Here is a 17,471-nt window from a genome sequence, read left to right as displayed (position 1 = left end):
CATGGAGGCAGCGGCTTTGGGGTGCTCTCCGGTGGCGCGGATCCTCAGGCCGTAGGGGGTTTTGTAGAGCACGTACCAGGCAATGAACACCATCAAGGCAGCGAAGTAAACGGGAGGGCTGAACCGGAAGTCTCCGAAGCCCCATTGTGGGAGGGCGTGCTCAATGGCTTTGGATTCGGTGGAGGAGCCGTACAGGAAGCTGAGGACCACACCGGGAACCCCGACAGCGAGGAGGTTGATGGCGGTGCCAGAGATGACCTGATCGGCTTTGTACTTGATGGAGACGACGGCGTGAATCCAGCCGATGAGTCCTCCGGTGAGGGCACCTGCGAGCCAGCCGACCCATGGGGCTGCTGCGCCAAGGGTGCCTTCGAGGAGCTGGGTGGTAACGGCAGCGGCGAGGGCACCAAAGATGATGATGCCTTCAAGGGCGATGTTAACAATGCCAGAGCGTTCACTGAAGAGGCCACCAAGGGCTGCGAGGAGGAGGGGGACGGTGCTGCGGATCAGGGTGGCCAGAAAGGTCAGTGTGAACAGGTCCATGAAGCTCATGCCTGCCCCTCCTTCTTCTCAAGGTCTTTGACCAGCACCGCTGGGGGTGGACTGGTGATTTTCTTGCTCAGGAAGCCCTGTGCTGCAATGAACAGCACGATCAGGGCTTTCAGGAGGGTCACGATGTCACGGTTGAGGGCATCCAGCCTCTGGTCTACGTACAGACCACCTGTATCCAGCACCCCGAACAGGATGCTGGCTGCCACCACACCCACAGGGGTGTTCTGGCCCAACAGGGCGATGGTGATGCCGTCAAACCCCACGTTGGTGGGCAAGGACTGCTTGAGCACGTATTCATCCAGAGCCCCACCCAGCACGTAGTGGGTTCCGCACAAGCCTGCCAGACCACCTGCAATGGTCATGGCAAGAATGGTGTTTTTGGCAACGTTGATGCCCCCATACTCTGCAGCCTTCGGAGAGAGACCCACTGCACGAAGTTCATAGCCGGTGGTGGTTCTCCACATCACGATGCTGAACAGCCATGCACACACCAGAGCAATGAAGAAACTGGTATTGAGGTGGCTGCCCACCGTGTTTTCCAGCGGAATGGGGAAGGCTTTCCAGAGCAGCACGGTAACCAGCACCCCTGCAGCCCCTGCGATCAGGGCACGGTAACGGTTTTTCAGGAGCAGGAAAATCAGGGTGAACAGGATGATGCCAAACAAAGGGGACCAGCTGATGGCAGCCCCGGCCTGATCCAATCCCAACAGGTTCGAAAGGGGCTCCAGCCTTGCCCCTTCCTGCAAGGGATAGCTTTTTGCTTCAAAGCCAGGTGCTTTGAACGGCATCGGGTATTCTTTGCCAAACAGGGGGATTTTGTCGCTGCCCAGCATCAAAACAAAGATGCCTGCAGCCACATAGTTCAGCATGATGGTGTTGATCACTTCGCTGGAACCAAAACGGGCTTTGAGCCAGCCGGGAATGAAACCCCAGAAAGCCCCTCCAAGTGCAGCAGCCAGCACCCCAGCAGGAATCAAAAGCCATGCAGGCAAAGGTGCATAGACACCCACCAGCATGGCAAAAATGGCACCCATGGTCAGTTGACCGGGCGCACCGATGTTGAAGAGACCCGTTCTGAAGGCAAATGCCACCGCCAGACCCGTGAAAATCAGGGGGGTCGCCAGCATCAGGCTCTGGAACATGTCATTGACATTGGCCAGAGGCGAAAAGAGCGTGGAGTACACAAAGTACAGCAGGTCCAGTTTGCCGGTCCACTGCTCAGCGAACCCCAGAGGGATGCTGGGATCGGCAGGGATTTTCTGCACCAGCAACACAACAATGCTGCCCACCGTGATGGACAGCAGAATGGAAACAAAGGGAATCAGGATCCCACGGAAACGCTCGAAGCGCTGAATCCAAGCTGGGAAAGCCGTCAGGCCACACACCAGAGCCGTCAGACCAGACAGGATGGGGAACAGCAAACCGAGGTTGATGCCCCCGGTCAGGTAAGGAATCCGCCGACGTGGAACATTGTTGGCCACCAGCTCTGAAATCAGGGGGTTGAGGCTCTGGGAGAATGCCCCTGCACTGGCAATGCCCAGCAGCAACGACACCAGACCTGCAGCCCAGAGCCAGCTTTGCCTGCGCCACGCTGCAAAAATGGTGACCAGCAAAGAAACCGCCAGAACCCAGTTGAGGGTGCTGGCCAGCGCCAGATCAGGAAGCTTCTCAGGCGGAAAACCCGAAAGGTCCATGATGCCCCTCGGGAACAGCCACAACGTTCCCGCACCAGAGAAATTCCGGGCCACCGTTGCAGTCGGGAACACGAACAACCCGATCAAGGCAACCAAGGCCAGAATTCCTGCCAGACGGGAAGCAAACACGGTTGGTTGCTTACTTGGCATCGACAACATAGGGGTATTCTACACGCGAAACCTTTGCCAGAATACAAATTTGAATCCTAAAGTCTACTGCAGATGCAAGAGGACAGACGCAACTTGATTGGACCTGTTTTATACGTTAGGCTGATACAGCTATGGAACGTACTTTTGCCATGATCAAGCCCGACGGGGTCAAACGCGCCCTGACCGCCGAAGTCCTCGCCCGCATCATCAAAAAAGGCTACCGCATTGTGGGCCTCAAACAAATGGTGATCCCCCGTGAAGTCGCCGAACAGCACTACGGCGAGCACAAAGGCAAACCCTTCTTCGACGGCCTTGTGGACTTCATCACCTCTGGTCCTGTGGTGGCCATCGCTCTGGAAGGTGAAGGTGTGATTGCAGGCTGGCGCAAAATGATGGGTGCCACCAACCCCGCCAACGCCGAAGTGGGCACCATCCGCGGTGACTACGCCACCTTCGTGGGCGAGAACGTCACCCACGGATCCGACAGCCCTGAAAGCGCTGAACGCGAACTGGGCCTGTTCTTCAAAGCCGAAGAACTGCTTTAACCCCCTGCCTTTTTAACCCCCTGCCTTTCGCTTTGCTCAAGGCGGTCCCCCTCACAAGGGGGACTTTTTCATGGAAACGGAAATGAAAGTCCCCCTTTCAGGGGGACAGTTGCAAGCGCAGCGAGCAACAGGGGGTATGGGGTTACTTCGTTTTCCCATCCATGGTCAGCAAAGGACCGTAAAGCTGGGGTCTGCGGTCTCTGAAAAAACCCATGCCTGCACGGAATTTCTGTGCAGCTTTGAAGTCCAGATCGAGGTACAGGATGCCCTCTTTGCCAGCTTCCAGCTCCTGATGGATTTCTCCAGTGTAGTCGCTGATGAAGCTGTGACCATAGAAAGTGGCCTCTGCATGCTCGATTTTTTCGGTTCCGATGCGGTTGGCAGCAGCGACATAGGTGCTGTTGGATACCGCATGGCCGATCATGGCCCGTTGCCACATGTGGTGGCTGTTGGGGCTTTCCACCTCGGCAGGTTCGCTGCCAATGGCGGTGGGGTACAAGAGCAAATCCGCCCCGAGCAGGGTCATGATGCGGGCACACTCGGGGTACCACTGGTCCCAGCAAATGCCCACCCCGATGTTGCCGTAACGGGTCTGCCAGCTTTTGAAGCCAGTCTCGCCGGGATTGAAGTAGTACTTCTCTTCATAACCGGGTCCGTCCGGAATATGGGATTTGCGGTAAACCCCCATGAAGGTCCCATCCGCATCAAACATCGCCAGCGAGTTGTAGTGGGCCTGCCCGGCCTTCTCAAAGAAACTGACCGGAAGCACCACACCCAGTTCTCTGGCAAGGTCTTGAAACGTGGACAGGAACGGGTGTCCTTCCACAGGATGGGCCAACTCGAAGTAATCTTCCCGTTCCAGCTGGCAGAAGTAGTAATTTTCGAACAGCTCTGGCAGCAGGATGATCTGGGCACCGCTCTGGGCAGCTTCGCGCACCAGAGCCACAGCTTTGTCCACATTTTCCTGCAACACCTGCGTCATGCTCATTTGAACAACGGCAAGCTTGGGCATTTGAACCTCCATCAAATCCCCCTTTTTGGGGGGACAGCGAGTAAAACGAGCGAGGGGGAAAGCAAGGGGGTTACCCCTTCCAGACCACACCTTTGGGTTGCTGCTGGGTGACGCAGTGGAAAGAACCCCCACCGTTGATGATGGCCCGACTGGAGAGCCCAATCACTTCACGGTCAGGGAACACCGCTTGCAGGATGTCCAAAGCGGCCTGATCGTTGGGATCTCCGTAGGTGGGAACCACAACAAAGCCATTCCCAATGTAGAAATTGGCGTATGTGGGAGGCAGGCGGTCCCCATCCAGCTCAAGACGGTTTTTGGGGAGCGGCAATTCCACAATGTTCAGCGGATTTCCGTCCTGATCCGTGAAGGTTTTCAGGAGGTCAAGGTTGCGCTGCATGGTGGCGTGGTTGGGGTCTTCGGTGTTGGGTTCGACACTGCACACCACGGTGGTTTCATTCACAAATCGAATGATGGTGTCGATGTGCCCATCGGTGTGGTCGTTTTCGAGGCCATCTTCCAACCAGAGCATTTTGGTGATGCCCAGATGGTCTTTGAGGTGCTGCTCCAGTTGCTCTGGAGTGAGGTTGGGATTGCGTTTGGGTTCCAAAAGGCACTGTTTGGTGGTCATGCACAAGCCCAGACCGTTGACCTCCAGAGATCCCCCTTCCATGACCACATCCACATCCCAATGGGCAATGTCGAGGTACTCTGCAACCGCCTCTGGAGCTGCATTGTCGTTGTGCCAGTTGAATTTTTCGCCCCAACTGTTGAACACCCAGTTGACGAAACTCAGGTCCTCTCCCCTTTTGATGAAGATGGGACCGTTGTCTCTGAACCACACATCGTCCAGAGGCACTTTGTGAAAAGTCAGACCGGGCACCCCGGCAAGGCGGGTGGTGGCGTCTGAGTGGGCTTCATCGTCACGGACCAGCACATGCACAGGTTCGAAACGGGCGATGGTTTTGACCAGTTCGGCAAACTCTTTGCGAACAGCGTCAAGGTGGCCAAACCAGAGTTCATCATCGCTGGGCCAACTGGTCCAAGTGGCGGCATGCTCGGCCCATTCGGCAGGCATGCGGAATCCCAGAGAGAAAGGGGTGGGTTCAGTGAGGTGCAACACGTCAAGCATTCTAGCAACACCCGGTTCACAGAACCGTCAATTCGGGTGGAATTGGGGTCTAAGGGCGAGGCGTGCCTTGCCTTTTGCCAAGAGTCGAGGGCCGAGAGCCGAGAGCCGAGAGCCGAGAGCCGAGAGCATTGTGCTATACGTACAAAACAGGGTCAAGAAGGTTTGTAGGGGCGAGGCATGCCTCGCCCTCAGTGTTGGAGCAAAAGCATTCTTTTGCCCTCGGCATGTTTCCCATGTCAATCCAACCAAGGTGTAAAAATCCAGTAACACGCTATAATGGGAAGAACATGAATAGGTGGATTCTCTGTGCTGCCCTGACCCTTTCTGGCGCTGCAAGCGCTCAAAATGCATCGACCTCTCTGGTAGACACCTACCGCTCTGTCAGCACCCTGCTCAATGATGCTGTCAAACTGCAAATGAAAAGCCCCAACCAGAGCGCCAGCAAGCTGGATGCCGCTGAGAAGCAGATCACCGCTCTGGCCCTGGAATCCAGCATCATCAAAACCGGTCTGACCAATGCCATCAAGAACACCCGCATTGCCATTGTGCGCACCCCGGAGGATCTGGGCGCACAGGTCGGTCAGATCAAAGCCCTGCTCCAGAAAGCCCTTTATGACGGGATCTTCACCGAAATTGCCAAAAACAACACCGTGACCAGCATTGTGTACTCGGGTGCTCTGGCAGACGAACTGAAACTCAGTTCCGCAGACCGCACCAATTTGCAAAATGCCATCAACACCAAAAACAACACCGCCGTTCAGAAAGCCGTGGAGCGCGCCTACCTGACCAAAGTCTCGGCGTCCCTGAAAGGGGCTTCCAACAGCAACAAGACCGTGGCCTACCGCAACATGGCAGCAGCCACCAATTACTTCACGGTGATTCAGGATTCTCCTCGCGCTGGGCAGGTCACTTTCGATGACTTCGTGGGCGCTCTGGGTTACCTGACCGGTGGGCAGGTGTCCGAGTACCAGAGCCAGCTCAACAAGATCAACACCAATCTGGCTGCGTTCGTGCAGGCCAGCGCACAGTAAGGATCCTTTTTCAGGTGCAGGTCACAGAAACCCTGACGTTGTCCACGCCCGAAGCGCAATTTGCCTTCGGGCAAACCCTTGCCGCGCTTTTGCCAGCAGGCACCGTGTTGTTTCTGGAAGGGGAAATGGGGGCAGGCAAAACCACCCTGACGCAGGGTCTCGTGCAAGGGCTTGGTTTTCAGGGTGAGGTGAACAGCCCCACCTATGCCCTGATGCACGAGTATCCCGCTCCAGAGGGTCTGGTGTTGCACGTGGACGCTTACCGCATCCACCATCCTGACGAACTTTATGAAATGGGCCTCGAAGATTACATCGAGCGTTGCAGGCTCAGCATCATCGAGTGGGGGGAAAGCCTGTATCAGGATTTTCCGGCAGGCTGGATCCTGAAGCTGGAATACGTGCCAGAGGGGCGCAAAATCACCCGTTTGCGTTGAAATCCACTGGAAGCCTTGAATCCACCTGAAGTGGTCCTGTTCAATGGGGCCACTTTTCTTTTAGGCTGTGCCCATGCGTGTTGCTTTCGTGACCTACTCGGGTGCCCCCGACCTTTCTCTGGACGATCAAGCGGTTTTGCCCCATTTGCAGCCTGTGGCAGCGGTGTGGAACGACCCACACATCAGCTGGCAGGACTTTGATGCTGTGGTTTTACGCAGCACATGGGATTACCACCTGCATCAACAGGCGTTTCTGGATTGGCTCGACCGACTGACCCACCTTGGGGTTCAGCTTTTGAATCCAGCAGCTCTGGTGCGCTGGAACGCCAACAAGATTTATTTGAGAGAATTGCAGGAGACAGGCATCCCCATCATTCCAACCCGCTTTTTGACCCATCCTGAACGGCACTTGCTGCCCGAGGTGCTGGCCGAGATGGGTTTTGAAGGGGTGGTCAAACCTTCAGTGTCGGCAGCAGCGCACCACACCTACCGGATCTCTGGCTCCCTGCCAGAGGAAATCCAGACCGCTTTGATGAACCTGCCTGAAGATGTGGATTTGCTGGTTCAGCCGTTCATGCCTGAAATTCAGCATCCGGGTGAGCACTCTTTGATTTTCTTCAATGGCCATTTCAGCCATGCGGTTCTGAAAACCCCCAGCACAGGCGATTTCAGGGTGCAGGGTATGCATGGAGGCCGTTTTTCGGGCACAGAAGTCTCTGGAGACCTGATTGCACAGGCCCAACAGGTGCTGCGCGTCCTGCCTGAAATTCCCCTTTATGCCCGAGTGGACGGCTTGGTGCGAGACGGGCAATTCCTGTTGATGGAAATCGAACTCATCGAGCCACACCTGTTTCTGAGAACCCACCCTGATGCTGCAAGGCATTTTGCTCTGGCCCTTCAGGAGAAAGTCGCCAGCCCCGTTTGATCTTTCTGCTGTCATCCTGTTGCACCTCTTGAAAAAGGACTGCCTTTGGGAAGGCAGCCCCTGGCTTATACAGTCCTCAATCGTGGGCAGCCACAAACTGGGCAGTTTCCGTGCTGCCTTTTAAGGCAGTGGTGCTGGATTTGCCCCCAGAGACCGCAAGGGTCACCTGATCGAAGTAACCTGTGCCAACTTCGCGTTGGTGTTTCACTGCGGTGAACCCCTCTTCCGCAGAGGCAAATTCAGCCTGCTGAAGTTCCACAAAAGCACTCATCTGGCGGTCTTTGTAGCCTCTGGCCAGCTTGAACATGCTGTGGTTCAGGCTGTGGAAACCGGCAAGGGTGATGAACTGGAATTTGTACCCCATCCGGCCCAGTTCGTTCTGGAATTTGGCGATGGTGTCCTCGTCCAGATTTTTGCGCCAGTTGAAACTCGGGCTGCAGTTGTAGGCCAGAATCTTGCCGGGGAATTTGGCATGGACCCCCTCTGCAAACTGGCGGGCCTCTTCCAGACTGGGATGGCTGGTTTCACACCAGATCACATCGGCGTAAGGGGCGTAGGCCAGAGCCCGGTGAATGGCAGCCTCAATGCCCGAGCGCACATGGTAGAACCCTTCAGGGGTGCGACCTTTGGCATGGTCAATGAACGGTGCATCGTAAGGATCGATGTCGGAGGTGATCAGGGTGGCAGCGTCGGCATCGGTGCGGGCCACCAGAATGGTAGGAACCCCCATCACATCGCTGGCCAGACGGGCAGCATTCAGGGTGCGGATGAACTGACTGGTGGGAATCAGCACTTTCCCGCCAAGGTGACCGCATTTCTTCTCGCTGGCCAGTTGGTCTTCAAAGTGCACTCCGGCAGCCCCTGCCTCGATCATGGATTTCATCAGTTCAAAAGCGTTCAGGGGACCACCAAAACCGGCCTCTGCATCGGCAACGATGGGCACAAACCAGTCGATGCTGTCGTCTCCCTCGGCATGGTGGATCTGGTCGGCACGGCGCAGGGTGTTGTTGATGCGCTTGACCACCTCAGGAACGCTGCTGGCTGGGTAAAGGCTCTGGTCGGGGTACATCTGTCCGGCATTGTTGGCATCGGCAGCCACCTGCCAGCCAGAGAGGTAAATGGCTTTCAGTCCAGCCTTGACCTGTTGCATGGCCTGATTGCCGGTCAGGGCACCCAGAGCATTGATGTAGCCAGGGCTGTTCAGATGACGCCAGAGCTTCTCGGCACCGATTTTGGCAAGGGTGTGCTCGATCATCACACTGCCCCGCAATTTGACCACGTCTTCAGCGGTGTAGGTGCGCTTGATGCCTTCCCAGCGGGCGGTGGTCTTCCAGGTCTTTTCGATGATTTCTGCGTAGGTCATGGGGTCCTCCTTCGTCGGACGCCGAGGCCAAGGGCCGAGGGCATTCGGGGGTGATGGCTTGGTTTGTTTGAGGGTCGTGTAGGGGCGAGGCAGGCCTTGCCGAGAGCCGAGAGCATCGTGCGATACGCACAAAAAATGTCCAAGGGGATCTGTAGGGGCGCAGTGTGCTGCGCCCTGAACGCTTTGGCCAGAGCCTTTTTAGCCCTCGGCCCTCAGCCCTTGGCCCTCGGCCAGCATCTGATACCCCTTCAGGGTCAAAAATTCCTGAAACTCCTCCTGCTCCAGCAAACTGCGGTACAAGGTGGCTGCCTGATCCAGCACTCTGGCCTGACTGGCATTTGAGGTTTTCAGATGGGAGAGTTCTTTTTGCAGAATCGCATTCACACGTTCACGGGTGATTTTGCGTCCGGTGCGGGTGGTCTGCTGGTGGTGGATCCACTGCCAGAGTTGGGCTCTGGAGATTTCGGCGGTGGCAGCGTCTTCCATCAGGTTGTGGATGGGAACGGCCCCAGAGCCTGAAAGCCATGCGGCAAGATATTGCAGGCCCACAGAGACATTGGTTCTGACCCCTTCGTCGGTGATGTCCCCTTGCGGGACGGTCAGCAGGTCCTCTGGGGTGACTTCCAGCTCTGGAAGTTGCTTGTGAATCTGGTTGGGGCCGGGCATCAGGCGGTCAAAGACTTCCAGAGCGACAGGCACCAGTCCGGGGTGGGCCACCCATGTTCCATCGTGGCCGTTTCGGGCTTCGCGTTCCTTGTCAAGGCGCACCTGCTCGAAGGCCCTCTGGTTTGCCTCCTCATCGTTCTTGACCGGAATGAAAGCGCTCATCCCTCCGATGGCTGGGGCTCCGCGCCTGTGGCAGGTCTGGACCGCCAGTTTGGAGTAAGCGGTCATCATGGGGGTGGCCATGGTCACTCTGGCCCGGTCTGGCATCACAAATTTGGGGTCATGCCGGAACTTCTTGATGATCGAAAAAATGTAGTCCCAGCGTCCACAGTTCAGACCTGCCGAGTGTTCGCGGAGTTCGTACAGGATTTCGTCCATCTCGAAAGCGGCGAGGATGGTTTCGATCAAAACGGTGGCTTTGATGGTCCCTCTGGGGAGCCCGAGATACTCCTGTGCAAACACGAACACATGGTTCCACCAGCGGGCCTCTTGATGGCTTTCCAGTTTGGGCAGGTAAAAGTAAGGACCCGATCCCTGGCGCAGCAGTTCTTTTGCGTTGTGAAACAGGAACATCCCGAAATCGAACAGGCTTGCAGAGATGGGTTCTCCAGAGAGCAGCACGTGTTTTTCTTCGAGGTGCAAGCCTCTGGGGCGCACTTTGAGGGTGGCGATGGTGTCGTTCAAACGGTAGGTCTTCCCTGCCCCTTCAAAGGTGATGGTTTTGCGGACGGCGTCGCGCAGGTTGATCTGACCCTGAATGCAGTTTTCCCATGTGGGACTGTTCGCGTCTTCAAAGTCGGCCATAAAGACTTTTGCTCCGCTGTTCAGGGCGTTGATGATCATTTTGCGGTCCACTGGTCCGGTGATTTCCACCCGGCGGTCCAGCAGGTCTTGTGGCAAAGGGGAAATCTGCCAGTCTTTTTCACGGATGAAGCGGGTTTCTGAAAGGAACGTGGGATGTTTCCCCTGCTGAATGTCTTGCTGGCGTGCGGCGCGTACGGCCAACAACCCTTTGCGGTCACTCCCGAAGCGCCTTTCCAGATGGAATACAAATTCGAGGGCCTCGGGAGTGAGCAGAGATGCTTGCTCGGGCGTCAAACGTGGGGTGCCCAGCCATTGGATCTGTGTCATTCGTACCCTCCTTGGTCTTCAGGATAGGGATCAGGAGGGTGGTTTCAGCCCGGTGTATCTGTGGTTGCTGTAGATGGCAGGGTCCAAATCCATGAACCACCCGAGTGGTATACACCGGACCGCAGTAAACCAGAGGGGTGGGTCAGCGCACCGTTTTGACCTCATGAATGCCATTTCAAATGTAAGCCCCTACAAAACCTCAGGGAAAACACATGCCGACCCCTTCTGGAAAACCCCAATCTCAAGGAGTGCTTTTCCAGAAAGGATTCTTGTCATTGCACGTTTTCCTTACAAAACCACAAAACTGCTGATTTTTGTATAGACAGGTACTTCCAGAATGAAAACAGGCTGGTTACTATACCGCTACACAACCCATCTCATGTCTCCATTCCCGGGAAAGCACCAGAGGAAGACCTCCTGTTTTGCCACCTAACAGGTGTTCATTCATGGCCTGTCTTGGCTGACCACTGTTGCTCTGGAACATGGATGTGCTGTGCTGCACGCCCCACAAACTTTTGAAGACCACAAAAACCCTTTTTGGAGGAAACAACATGAAACGCCAGATGACTTTGCTCGGGCTGGTTTCGGTCGGCCTTTTTGTGGCCTGCTCCAGCCCCACCCCTGCCCCCCAAACCGTCACCGATCCCCACTTCATGGATTTTGACAGCAAGCCCGAGTGGACCCGCCTGCAAGTGCAACTCGCAGGTCAAGAAAGCCCGAATGCCATCACCACCTACCTGAAAAACGGTAAACAGATGTTTCAGGGAGACATCGTGATCGCCCACGAGGATGAACACAAAGCACGCCCTCAGGGGGCCATCATGACCACCCAGCTCTGGACCAACAAAACCGTCCCATATGTGATTGACTCCAGCCTGAGTGGACAGACTGCTTTGATTCAGCAAGCCGTGAATTATTACAACACCAACCTCAACCTGAAATGGGTTCCACGCACCAACCAGACCAATTACGTGCGCTTCTTCAAGGGAGACGGCTGCTGGTCTTACGTGGGCATGAACGGCAACGGTCAGCAAGACCTCTCTCTGGGAGATGGCTGCCACACCATGGGCATTGTGCTGCACGAAATGACCCACGCCTCTGGTGCGCAGCACGAACAAACCCGTTCGGACCGCGACCAGTACATCACCGTCAACTGGAACGCCATTCCTGCCGACTGGCAAAGCCAGTACCAGATCCTGCCCAACGCCAAGCCTTACGGTGCCTACGACTTTTACAGCATCATGCACTATGGGCTGTACTGGGGCAATCAACTGGCCATGACCCCCAAAGTCTCTGGCATTGATTACAACCGGGTTGGAAATGGCAGCACGCTGACTGCAACCGACATTGCAGGCATCAACAGCCTGTATCCATCCACTGGAGGAGGCGGAGCCACCAGCATTGCAAACGGTGGCATCTACCGCATCCAGAACCTGAACAGCAACAAATGCATGGATGTGGATGGGGTCAGCAGCGCCAACGGAGCCAGCGTCAAACAGTACGCCTGCATCAACCAGAACGTGTACTACAACCAGGATTACCGCTTCAAACAGGTGAACACGCCCGAGGGGGTCTACTACCAGATTCAGGCCGTGCACTCTGGAAAATGCATTGACATTCAGGACATTGCCACCGGAGACGGGGCCAAACTGCATCAGTGGGATTGTCACGCCAACCCGGACGACGCGGGCCTCAGAAACCAGCTTCTGCGCCCCGCTCAGGTGGCCACCGCCGTCTGGCAATTTGGCTTCAAACACTCCAGCAAGTGTCTGGATGTGCCCGGATCCTCTCTGGCCGATGTCCAGTTGCAACAGTGGACCTGCAACGCCACCAACGCCCAGAGGTTCCGCCTGATTCCCGTTTCACACTGAACTTCAAAACACCAGAGCAGACTGTGTTCTCTGAGCCAGAGGATGCTGTCTGCTCTGGCTGTCAGTTGCCAGCAGAAAAACATGTTTTCCTGTCTGAGACAACTTCAAAAGCTGTGAAATGTCCAGCACCCACTGGAAATGCTGTGTTATGGTTGACAAGGGAGGTCAACATGAAGAAAATCCTGATGCTTGGACTGCTGCTGGCCAGCACTGCACTTGCCACCACCGTTGCGGAAATCAAGAAGAAAGGTGTGCTGGTGCTGGGCACCGATCCACAATTCCAGCCCTTCGAGTTCACCAACGACAAAGGTGAAATTGTCGGTTTCGATGTGGACATCGCCCGCGAGATCGCCAAAGACCTCGGGGTGAAACTGGACATCAAAAACATCGGATTTGGACAACTGATGCCCGGCAGCATCACCTCCAAACGGGTGGATCTGGCCATCTCTGGCATCACCATCACCGATGAGCGCAAGAAGATTGTGTCGTTCAGCAAGTCTTACTTCACCAGTGCACAGGTGTTCATTGCCAAAAACGGCAACCCCAAGAAACTGAACTGGCCCCTGAACAGCCTGAAAGGCCGCACCATCGGCGTGCAGGCCAACACCACCGGTTTCTACTTCGCCGATGAAACCTTGAAAAAACTTGGGGCCACCATCAAGGTCTACGACGACTTCGCCTCGGGCCTCAGTGACGTGCAAAACGGACGCATTGACGCCATCGTTGGAGACAAACCCACCGTGGATTACCTGAAAAAGACCCGTTCTGGACAGTTCCAGCAGGCAGGCAAGGATCTGGTTTCTGAAGATTACGGCATCGCCATCTTCAAGAACAGCGATCTGGTCAATGCTGCCAATGCCACTCTGGACCGCCTGAAGAAGAGTGGAGAGTACCAGAAGTTGGTTGAGAAGTGGATTGTGCCCAAATAAGGGCTCGGCGGGCCTTGCCCTGAGGCCGAGAGCCGAGAGCCGAGAGCCGAGAGCATCGTGCTGCACATATTAGAACTGGTCAAGGATATCTGTAGGGGCGAGCGGGCAGAGGGACCAACGTGTGGTCCCTCGTTTTGCACAAGACGGCATACCTCGCCCTTGATTGCTTTAGCCAAAGCTTTCTTTAGCTCTCGGCCCTTGGCCCTCGGCATTTCTTTTGCCCTCAGCGAGCCGCAGTTCTACACCAGTTGACAAAACTTGTTGACAATTAAACCCGCCCTCCGGTACACTGTTTTCCACGTCAGGCTTACCCCTGACGCTCTTATCCCGAGTGATGCGAGAGAACTGACTCCGAGACCATCACAGCAACCGATCCCCATTGCGACACGGTGCTTTCAGACCTGCCAAAGGTGGCTGGAACGATAAGAGAAGGCATGGACTGCACACCCATCCCCTTCTCAAAACACAGACAACGATGTCTGGTTTTCTCAGAGAGGGGGATTCATTGCTCCCCCAAATTTGGAAACAACCCTTTTGGGAGGAGAAAAAGCATGCCAAAGTTTGAAACCCTGCAAGTCCACGCTGGCCAGACCCCCGACCCGACCACCGGGAGCCGCGCCACCCCCATTTACCAGACCACCAGTTACAACTTCCGCAATGCGGAACACGCAGCCAATCTGTTCGGTCTGCGCGAGTTTGGCAACATCTACTCACGGATCATGAACCCCACCAATGAGGTGCTGGAAAGCCGCATTGCTGCCCTTGAGGGTGGCGTTGGTGCTCTGGCAGTGGCCAGTGGTCACGCCGGGGTGCTTCTCAGCATCCTGACCCTTGCCCAGCAGGGGGACAACATCGTGTCCACCCCCAACCTGTACGGCGGAACCTACAACCTGTTCAAGGTGACCCTGCCCCGCCTTGGGATCAACGTGAAATTCACCTCCTCTGAAGAGCGTCCAGAGGAATTCGCTGCACTGATCGACGAAAACACCAAAGGGGTGTTTCTGGAGTCCATCGGCAACCCGGCCCTGAACATCCCCGATCTGGCTGAAATTGCCAAAGTCGCCCACGAAAAAGGTGTGGCGGTCCTCGTGGACAACACTTTCGGGCAGGGTGGGTACCTGATCCGTCCCATCGAGCATGGGGCCAACATCGTGATTCACAGCGCCAGCAAGTGGATTGGCGGTCACGGTCAGGCCATCGGTGGCCTCATTGTGGACGGTGGAAACTTCAACTGGGGCAACGGACGTTACCCCCTGTTCACCGAGCCAAGCCCCAGTTACCACGGCCTGAACTTCTGGGAGGTCTTCGGCGAAGGGAACCCATTGGGCCTGCCCAACATCGCTTTTGTGATCCGTGCCCGCGTGGAAAACCTGCGCGACCTCGGGACCACGTTAAGTCCGCACCATGCCAGCCTGTTCATCACCGGTCTGGAAACCCTGTCCCTCAGGGCAGAACGCCACATCCAGAACACCCACAAACTGGCCGAATTCCTTTCCAACCACCCCGAGGTGGAGCGGGTCATTCACCCCGACCTGCCCTCTCACGCGCACCATGCTCTGGCCCAGAAATACTTCCCCAGAGGGGCCGGAAGCATCCTCGGGTTTGAATTGAAAGGGGGCCGCGCAGCTGGAGAAGCCTTCGTGAACAACGTCAAACTGGCGTCTTTGCTGGCCAACGTTGGAGACACCAAAACCCTGGTGATCCACCCGGCCAGCACCACCCACAGCCAGCTTTCCGAAGCCGAGCAGCGTTCCGCAGGGGTCACGCCCGGTCTGGTCCGCATCTCGGTGGGCATCGAGCACATCGATGACATCATTGCAGACTTTGAAGAGGCCCTGAAAACCGTTCCTGCACTGGTGGAACAGGTTTAAAAGGTCAGCAGTTCACAAAATCCCCCTGAAATTTCAGGGGGATTTTGTTTTAATCGGCAACTTCATACAGGTGACCATCGTCAGAAAAAGGTCGCAATACACCCTGCTCGACCAGCACTCTCAATTGATGTTTAAAATCCTCAAATTCGGATGGTTGTTCTGGAACCTCTTGATCATGCTTGATAAACCGCCAGAATTTCCAAGGGTCCAAGAGGTCATGACGGTCTCAATTGACATTCAGCCAGTCCCACTCCACCCTTTGACCTTCAAGGATGGCTGTGCATCCCAGACCATGAAAGTGAAAGGTCAGCCCTTCCAAAGTCCCATGTGCTGGAAAAGCATCCCCAGCATTGGCATTTTCAGGAGAAATGACTGTTTCATACGCTTTTTCGAGGCGTTGGATCACCTGACGAATTGCAAGCTGGTAAGCAGCATAGCTTGCAAGAAATGTGCTTTTCTCCATGAAGTCACACCTTGTATGGTCCCGAGTACCCTCTCAGCATCAGGGAACCCACCAGATAAAACACCCCGCTGAGCCCCATGAACGCCAGCAAATACCAGAGATTGGAGTAATTGAGGGCGGCAAAGAGCGCCGGAACGGCTGGAGCACTGCCCAGCCGGATGGCCACCGTGATGGCATTTTTAAACGAGGCTTCTTCCTGAAAAGCCCGACCAGCCATGGCCAGCACCCCCGAGGACAGCAGCACACTGAGGCCCAGCCAGACCCAGAAATACAACAGGCTCCACTGCTGTCCAACAAACAGCACACCCAACAGGGCAATCGGGACAATCAACACCAGAAAAGCCAGCAGGTACACCGTGCGCAAAATGGCATGGGCCTGCTCGGGGGTGGGTTTGCCTCGGGTGGCTTTGAGTTGTTCCAGCAAACCCATTTAGACCAGACTCAGGGTGGGGAGGGCTTCAGGGGCAGCACTGGCCTCTTCGATGGTGACAGGGGTGCCCCAATCGATGTCTTTGCGCAGCACCGCAAGGCAGGTGTCACCCAGACTGATGCCGGTTTTGCCCACGGTTTTGCCGTCTAAGGTGATGTCTGTGAAGCTCGGGATGTCTTCGCCACGCAAGCGAACCAGATGGTGGCGGGTGTTGCCTCTGGCTTCCACCCGGGCCATGATTTCCTGCCCGATGTAGCAGCCTTTCTGGTAACTGACTGCAAATTCCATGCCGCACTCCTGAGGCAAATACCCCATGAATCCATCGGTGTAGGCGTCTGGGATTCCGGCCAGAATGCGTTCCATGTGCAGTTCTTCCCACGCAGCTTCTTCCAGCTTGATGAATTCATAAAAGTCCAGAATTTTGCTGCGCAGGAGGTGGATGTCCAGACCCACATTCTGGCTTCTGCGAATTCGGGAAACCAGCACGGTGAACCCCTCTTCCCACTGGATGTGCTGGGTGTCCGGGCCTTCTGCTTTCCAGCCGGGGATTTCCTGCTCGGGGTTGTCGCCCCAGAGGTGGAAAGTGACCAGCGTTTCAGAGGTGTCTTCGATCTCCACCTGATCAAAAATGATGTACTTTTTGAAACGTGCGGCCAGCATGGCAGCCTCGTCTTCAGGAAGGTGAACGTACAGGTCGCTGTCACGGCGGTACACCTGGGCCACCTGCTCAATCTGGCCTTTGACGTTCAAAAAGAGGGCAGGCACCCGGCCCGGCGTGGGGGCGTTTTTCAGGTGCCCGGTCATCTGACCCATCAGGAAATCCAGACGGTCTGTGCCGGTCACACGCAGGCTTGAACTGGGAATGCGGGTATAACGTACCATAAACTCAAGAATACGACCTTTCTCATGCTTCAAGCGTTCAAAACTCCACAAAGGCAGGGGTGACGCACGTCGCGAAGGGGTTAAGGTAAGACATGAACCCCGAGCAACTGAAACTCGCAGTCCAGCACTTCTCTGAGCTCCCTGATCCCCGGACAAACCGAGGGCTCAATCAACCCCTCATCAACGTGATCGTCATTGCCCTGTGTGCTGTGCTCAGCGATGCAGACAGCTTCTATGACATGGAGGATTTTGGGGAACTCAAACGGGATTGGCTCTCAAGCTTCCTGGACCTCCACACCGGTATACCCTCCCATGACACCTTCAATCGGGTCTTCGCCAGGCTCGACCCTACGCACTTTCAAGCCTGTGTGCTCGACTGGGTCAAAGAAGCCA

General features: G+C 55.9%; 16 protein-coding genes, 1 pseudogene and 1 riboswitch. Of the genes and pseudogenes, 8 read left to right on the top strand and 9 right to left on the bottom strand.

All coding sequences use genetic code 11. The features are described 5' to 3' along the window. Both Q371_RS21835 and Q371_RS21830 read right to left on the bottom strand, forming a co-directional pair. Positions 1-552, bottom strand: a 552-nt coding sequence (locus Q371_RS21835) for an ABC transporter permease (protein ID WP_034344624.1), incomplete at its 3' end; no start/stop codon positions are given. Further along, entirely contained in the window at positions 549-2,405 is a 1,857-nt protein-coding gene (locus Q371_RS21830) for an ABC transporter permease (RefSeq protein ID WP_084571592.1), read from the bottom strand. The genes Q371_RS21830 and Q371_RS21835, both read right to left, overlap by 4 nt. Positions 2,406-2,527: 122 nt before the next feature. On the opposite strand from Q371_RS21830, the gene ndk reads away from it, so the two are divergent. Then, a complete protein-coding gene (gene ndk / locus Q371_RS21825; protein ID WP_034344622.1) occupies positions 2,528-2,941 on the top strand; it encodes a nucleoside-diphosphate kinase in 414 nt (137 codons plus the stop codon). 142 nt (positions 2,942-3,083) lie between these two features. Here ndk and aguB read toward each other — a convergent pair whose 3' ends face one another. After that, positions 3,084-3,953 (bottom strand): N-carbamoylputrescine amidase, encoded by an 870-nt coding sequence (gene aguB, locus Q371_RS21820; RefSeq protein WP_084571591.1) that lies wholly within the window; start codon positions 3,951-3,953, stop codon positions 3,084-3,086. 70 nt (positions 3,954-4,023) lie between these two features. Then, positions 4,024-5,082, bottom strand: coding sequence for an agmatine deiminase family protein (locus Q371_RS21815; RefSeq protein WP_245618413.1), 1,059 nt, complete (start codon positions 5,080-5,082; stop codon positions 4,024-4,026). Between the two features lie 287 nt (positions 5,083-5,369). Between Q371_RS21815 and Q371_RS21810 the strand changes: the two genes are divergently transcribed. The 3 genes from Q371_RS21810 to Q371_RS21800 all read left to right on the top strand — a co-directional run bounded on the left by Q371_RS21810 (position 5,370) and on the right by Q371_RS21800 (position 7,472). Further along, on the top strand, positions 5,370-6,113 hold the full coding sequence (locus Q371_RS21810; RefSeq protein ID WP_034344616.1) for a hypothetical protein: 744 nt from the start codon (positions 5,370-5,372) through the stop codon (positions 6,111-6,113). A gap of 14 nt (positions 6,114-6,127) precedes the next feature. Continuing rightward, positions 6,128-6,547: a tRNA (adenosine(37)-N6)-threonylcarbamoyltransferase complex ATPase subunit type 1 TsaE gene (gene tsaE / locus Q371_RS21805; protein WP_051965030.1), complete on the top strand. Its 420-nt coding sequence runs from the start codon at positions 6,128-6,130 to the stop codon at positions 6,545-6,547. A gap of 73 nt (positions 6,548-6,620) precedes the next feature. Further along, positions 6,621-7,472 carry an ATP-grasp domain-containing protein gene (locus Q371_RS21800; protein WP_034344613.1) on the top strand — a complete coding sequence of 284 codons (852 nt, stop codon included), beginning with the start codon at positions 6,621-6,623 and terminating at the stop codon, positions 7,470-7,472. A 76-nt stretch (positions 7,473-7,548) separates the two neighbouring features. On the opposite strand, the gene aceA is transcribed toward Q371_RS21800, so the two are convergent. Continuing rightward, entirely contained in the window at positions 7,549-8,835 is a 1,287-nt protein-coding gene (aceA, locus tag Q371_RS21795) for an isocitrate lyase (protein WP_034344611.1), read from the bottom strand. 198 nt (positions 8,836-9,033) lie between these two features. Beyond that, positions 9,034-10,632: a malate synthase A gene (gene aceB, locus Q371_RS21790; protein WP_034344608.1), complete on the bottom strand. Its 1,599-nt coding sequence runs from the start codon at positions 10,630-10,632 to the stop codon at positions 9,034-9,036. A 551-nt stretch (positions 10,633-11,183) separates the two neighbouring features. Between aceB and Q371_RS26195 the strand changes: the two genes are divergently transcribed. The 3 genes from Q371_RS26195 (at position 11,184) to Q371_RS21775 (ending at position 15,303) form a co-directional block, all read left to right on the top strand. Then, positions 11,184-12,503 carry a M12 family metallopeptidase gene (locus Q371_RS26195; protein ID WP_169743906.1) on the top strand — a complete coding sequence of 440 codons (1,320 nt, stop codon included), beginning with the start codon at positions 11,184-11,186 and terminating at the stop codon, positions 12,501-12,503. Positions 12,504-12,673: 170 nt separating this feature from the next. Further along, on the top strand, positions 12,674-13,432 hold the full coding sequence (locus Q371_RS21780) for a transporter substrate-binding domain-containing protein (RefSeq protein WP_034344606.1): 759 nt from the start codon (positions 12,674-12,676) through the stop codon (positions 13,430-13,432). 319 nt (positions 13,433-13,751) lie between these two features. Further along, a riboswitch (SAM riboswitch) is annotated at positions 13,752-13,861 on the top strand. A gap of 122 nt (positions 13,862-13,983) precedes the next feature. Continuing rightward, complete coding sequence (locus Q371_RS21775; RefSeq protein WP_034344603.1) at positions 13,984-15,303, top strand: O-acetylhomoserine aminocarboxypropyltransferase/cysteine synthase family protein; 1,320 nt, start codon at positions 13,984-13,986, stop codon at positions 15,301-15,303. A gap of 49 nt (positions 15,304-15,352) precedes the next feature. On the opposite strand, the pseudogene Q371_RS28240 reads toward Q371_RS21775, so the two are convergent. From Q371_RS28240 to ygfZ, 3 genes and pseudogenes are all read right to left on the bottom strand, one after another. Next, positions 15,353-15,766: pseudogene (locus tag Q371_RS28240) on the bottom strand (DUF6896 domain-containing protein). Between the two features lie 4 nt (positions 15,767-15,770). Continuing rightward, a complete protein-coding gene (locus Q371_RS21765) occupies positions 15,771-16,196 on the bottom strand; it encodes a hypothetical protein (protein ID WP_034344597.1) in 426 nt (141 codons plus the stop codon). After that, positions 16,197-17,078 (bottom strand): CAF17-like 4Fe-4S cluster assembly/insertion protein YgfZ, encoded by an 882-nt coding sequence (gene ygfZ, locus Q371_RS21760; protein ID WP_034344594.1) that lies wholly within the window; start codon positions 17,076-17,078, stop codon positions 16,197-16,199. Positions 17,079-17,170: 92 nt separating this feature from the next. On the opposite strand from ygfZ, the gene Q371_RS21755 reads away from it, so the two are divergent. Further along, positions 17,171-17,471 (top strand): ISAs1 family transposase (locus Q371_RS21755; protein ID WP_034344591.1); only part of this gene is annotated, 301 nt, incomplete at its 3' end.

Source organism: Deinococcus misasensis DSM 22328 (assembly GCF_000745915.1).
Taxonomy (GTDB): domain Bacteria; phylum Deinococcota; class Deinococci; order Deinococcales; family Deinococcaceae; genus Deinococcus_C; species Deinococcus_C misasensis.
This window is presented reverse-complemented; position numbering and strand designations above follow the sequence as displayed.

Bases quoted from the DNA above. Each gene is read 5' to 3' on its own strand.
- Q371_RS21780 (WP_034344606.1), top strand. From the start codon at position 12,674: ATGAAGAAAATCCTGATGCTTGGACTGCTGCTGGCCAGCACTGCACTT.
- Q371_RS26195 (WP_169743906.1), top strand. From the start codon at position 11,184: ATGAAACGCCAGATGACTTTGCTCGGGCTGGTTTCGGTCGGCCTTTTT.
- aceB (WP_034344608.1), bottom strand. From the start codon at position 10,632: ATGACACAGATCCAATGGCTGGGCACCCCACGTTTGACGCCCGAGCAA.
- ndk (WP_034344622.1), top strand. From the start codon at position 2,528: ATGGAACGTACTTTTGCCATGATCAAGCCCGACGGGGTCAAACGCGCC.
- Q371_RS21830 (WP_084571592.1), bottom strand. From the start codon at position 2,405: ATGTTGTCGATGCCAAGTAAGCAACCAACCGTGTTTGCTTCCCGTCTG.
- Q371_RS21775 (WP_034344603.1), top strand. From the start codon at position 13,984: ATGCCAAAGTTTGAAACCCTGCAAGTCCACGCTGGCCAGACCCCCGAC.
- Q371_RS21800 (WP_034344613.1), top strand. From the start codon at position 6,621: ATGCGTGTTGCTTTCGTGACCTACTCGGGTGCCCCCGACCTTTCTCTG.
- ygfZ (WP_034344594.1), bottom strand. From the start codon at position 17,078: ATGGTACGTTATACCCGCATTCCCAGTTCAAGCCTGCGTGTGACCGGC.
- aceA (WP_034344611.1), bottom strand. From the start codon at position 8,835: ATGACCTACGCAGAAATCATCGAAAAGACCTGGAAGACCACCGCCCGC.
- Q371_RS21810 (WP_034344616.1), top strand. From the start codon at position 5,370: ATGAATAGGTGGATTCTCTGTGCTGCCCTGACCCTTTCTGGCGCTGCA.
- Q371_RS21765 (WP_034344597.1), bottom strand. From the start codon at position 16,196: ATGGGTTTGCTGGAACAACTCAAAGCCACCCGAGGCAAACCCACCCCC.
- Q371_RS21815 (WP_245618413.1), bottom strand. From the start codon at position 5,082: ATGCTTGACGTGTTGCACCTCACTGAACCCACCCCTTTCTCTCTGGGA.
- aguB (WP_084571591.1), bottom strand. From the start codon at position 3,953: ATGCCCAAGCTTGCCGTTGTTCAAATGAGCATGACGCAGGTGTTGCAG.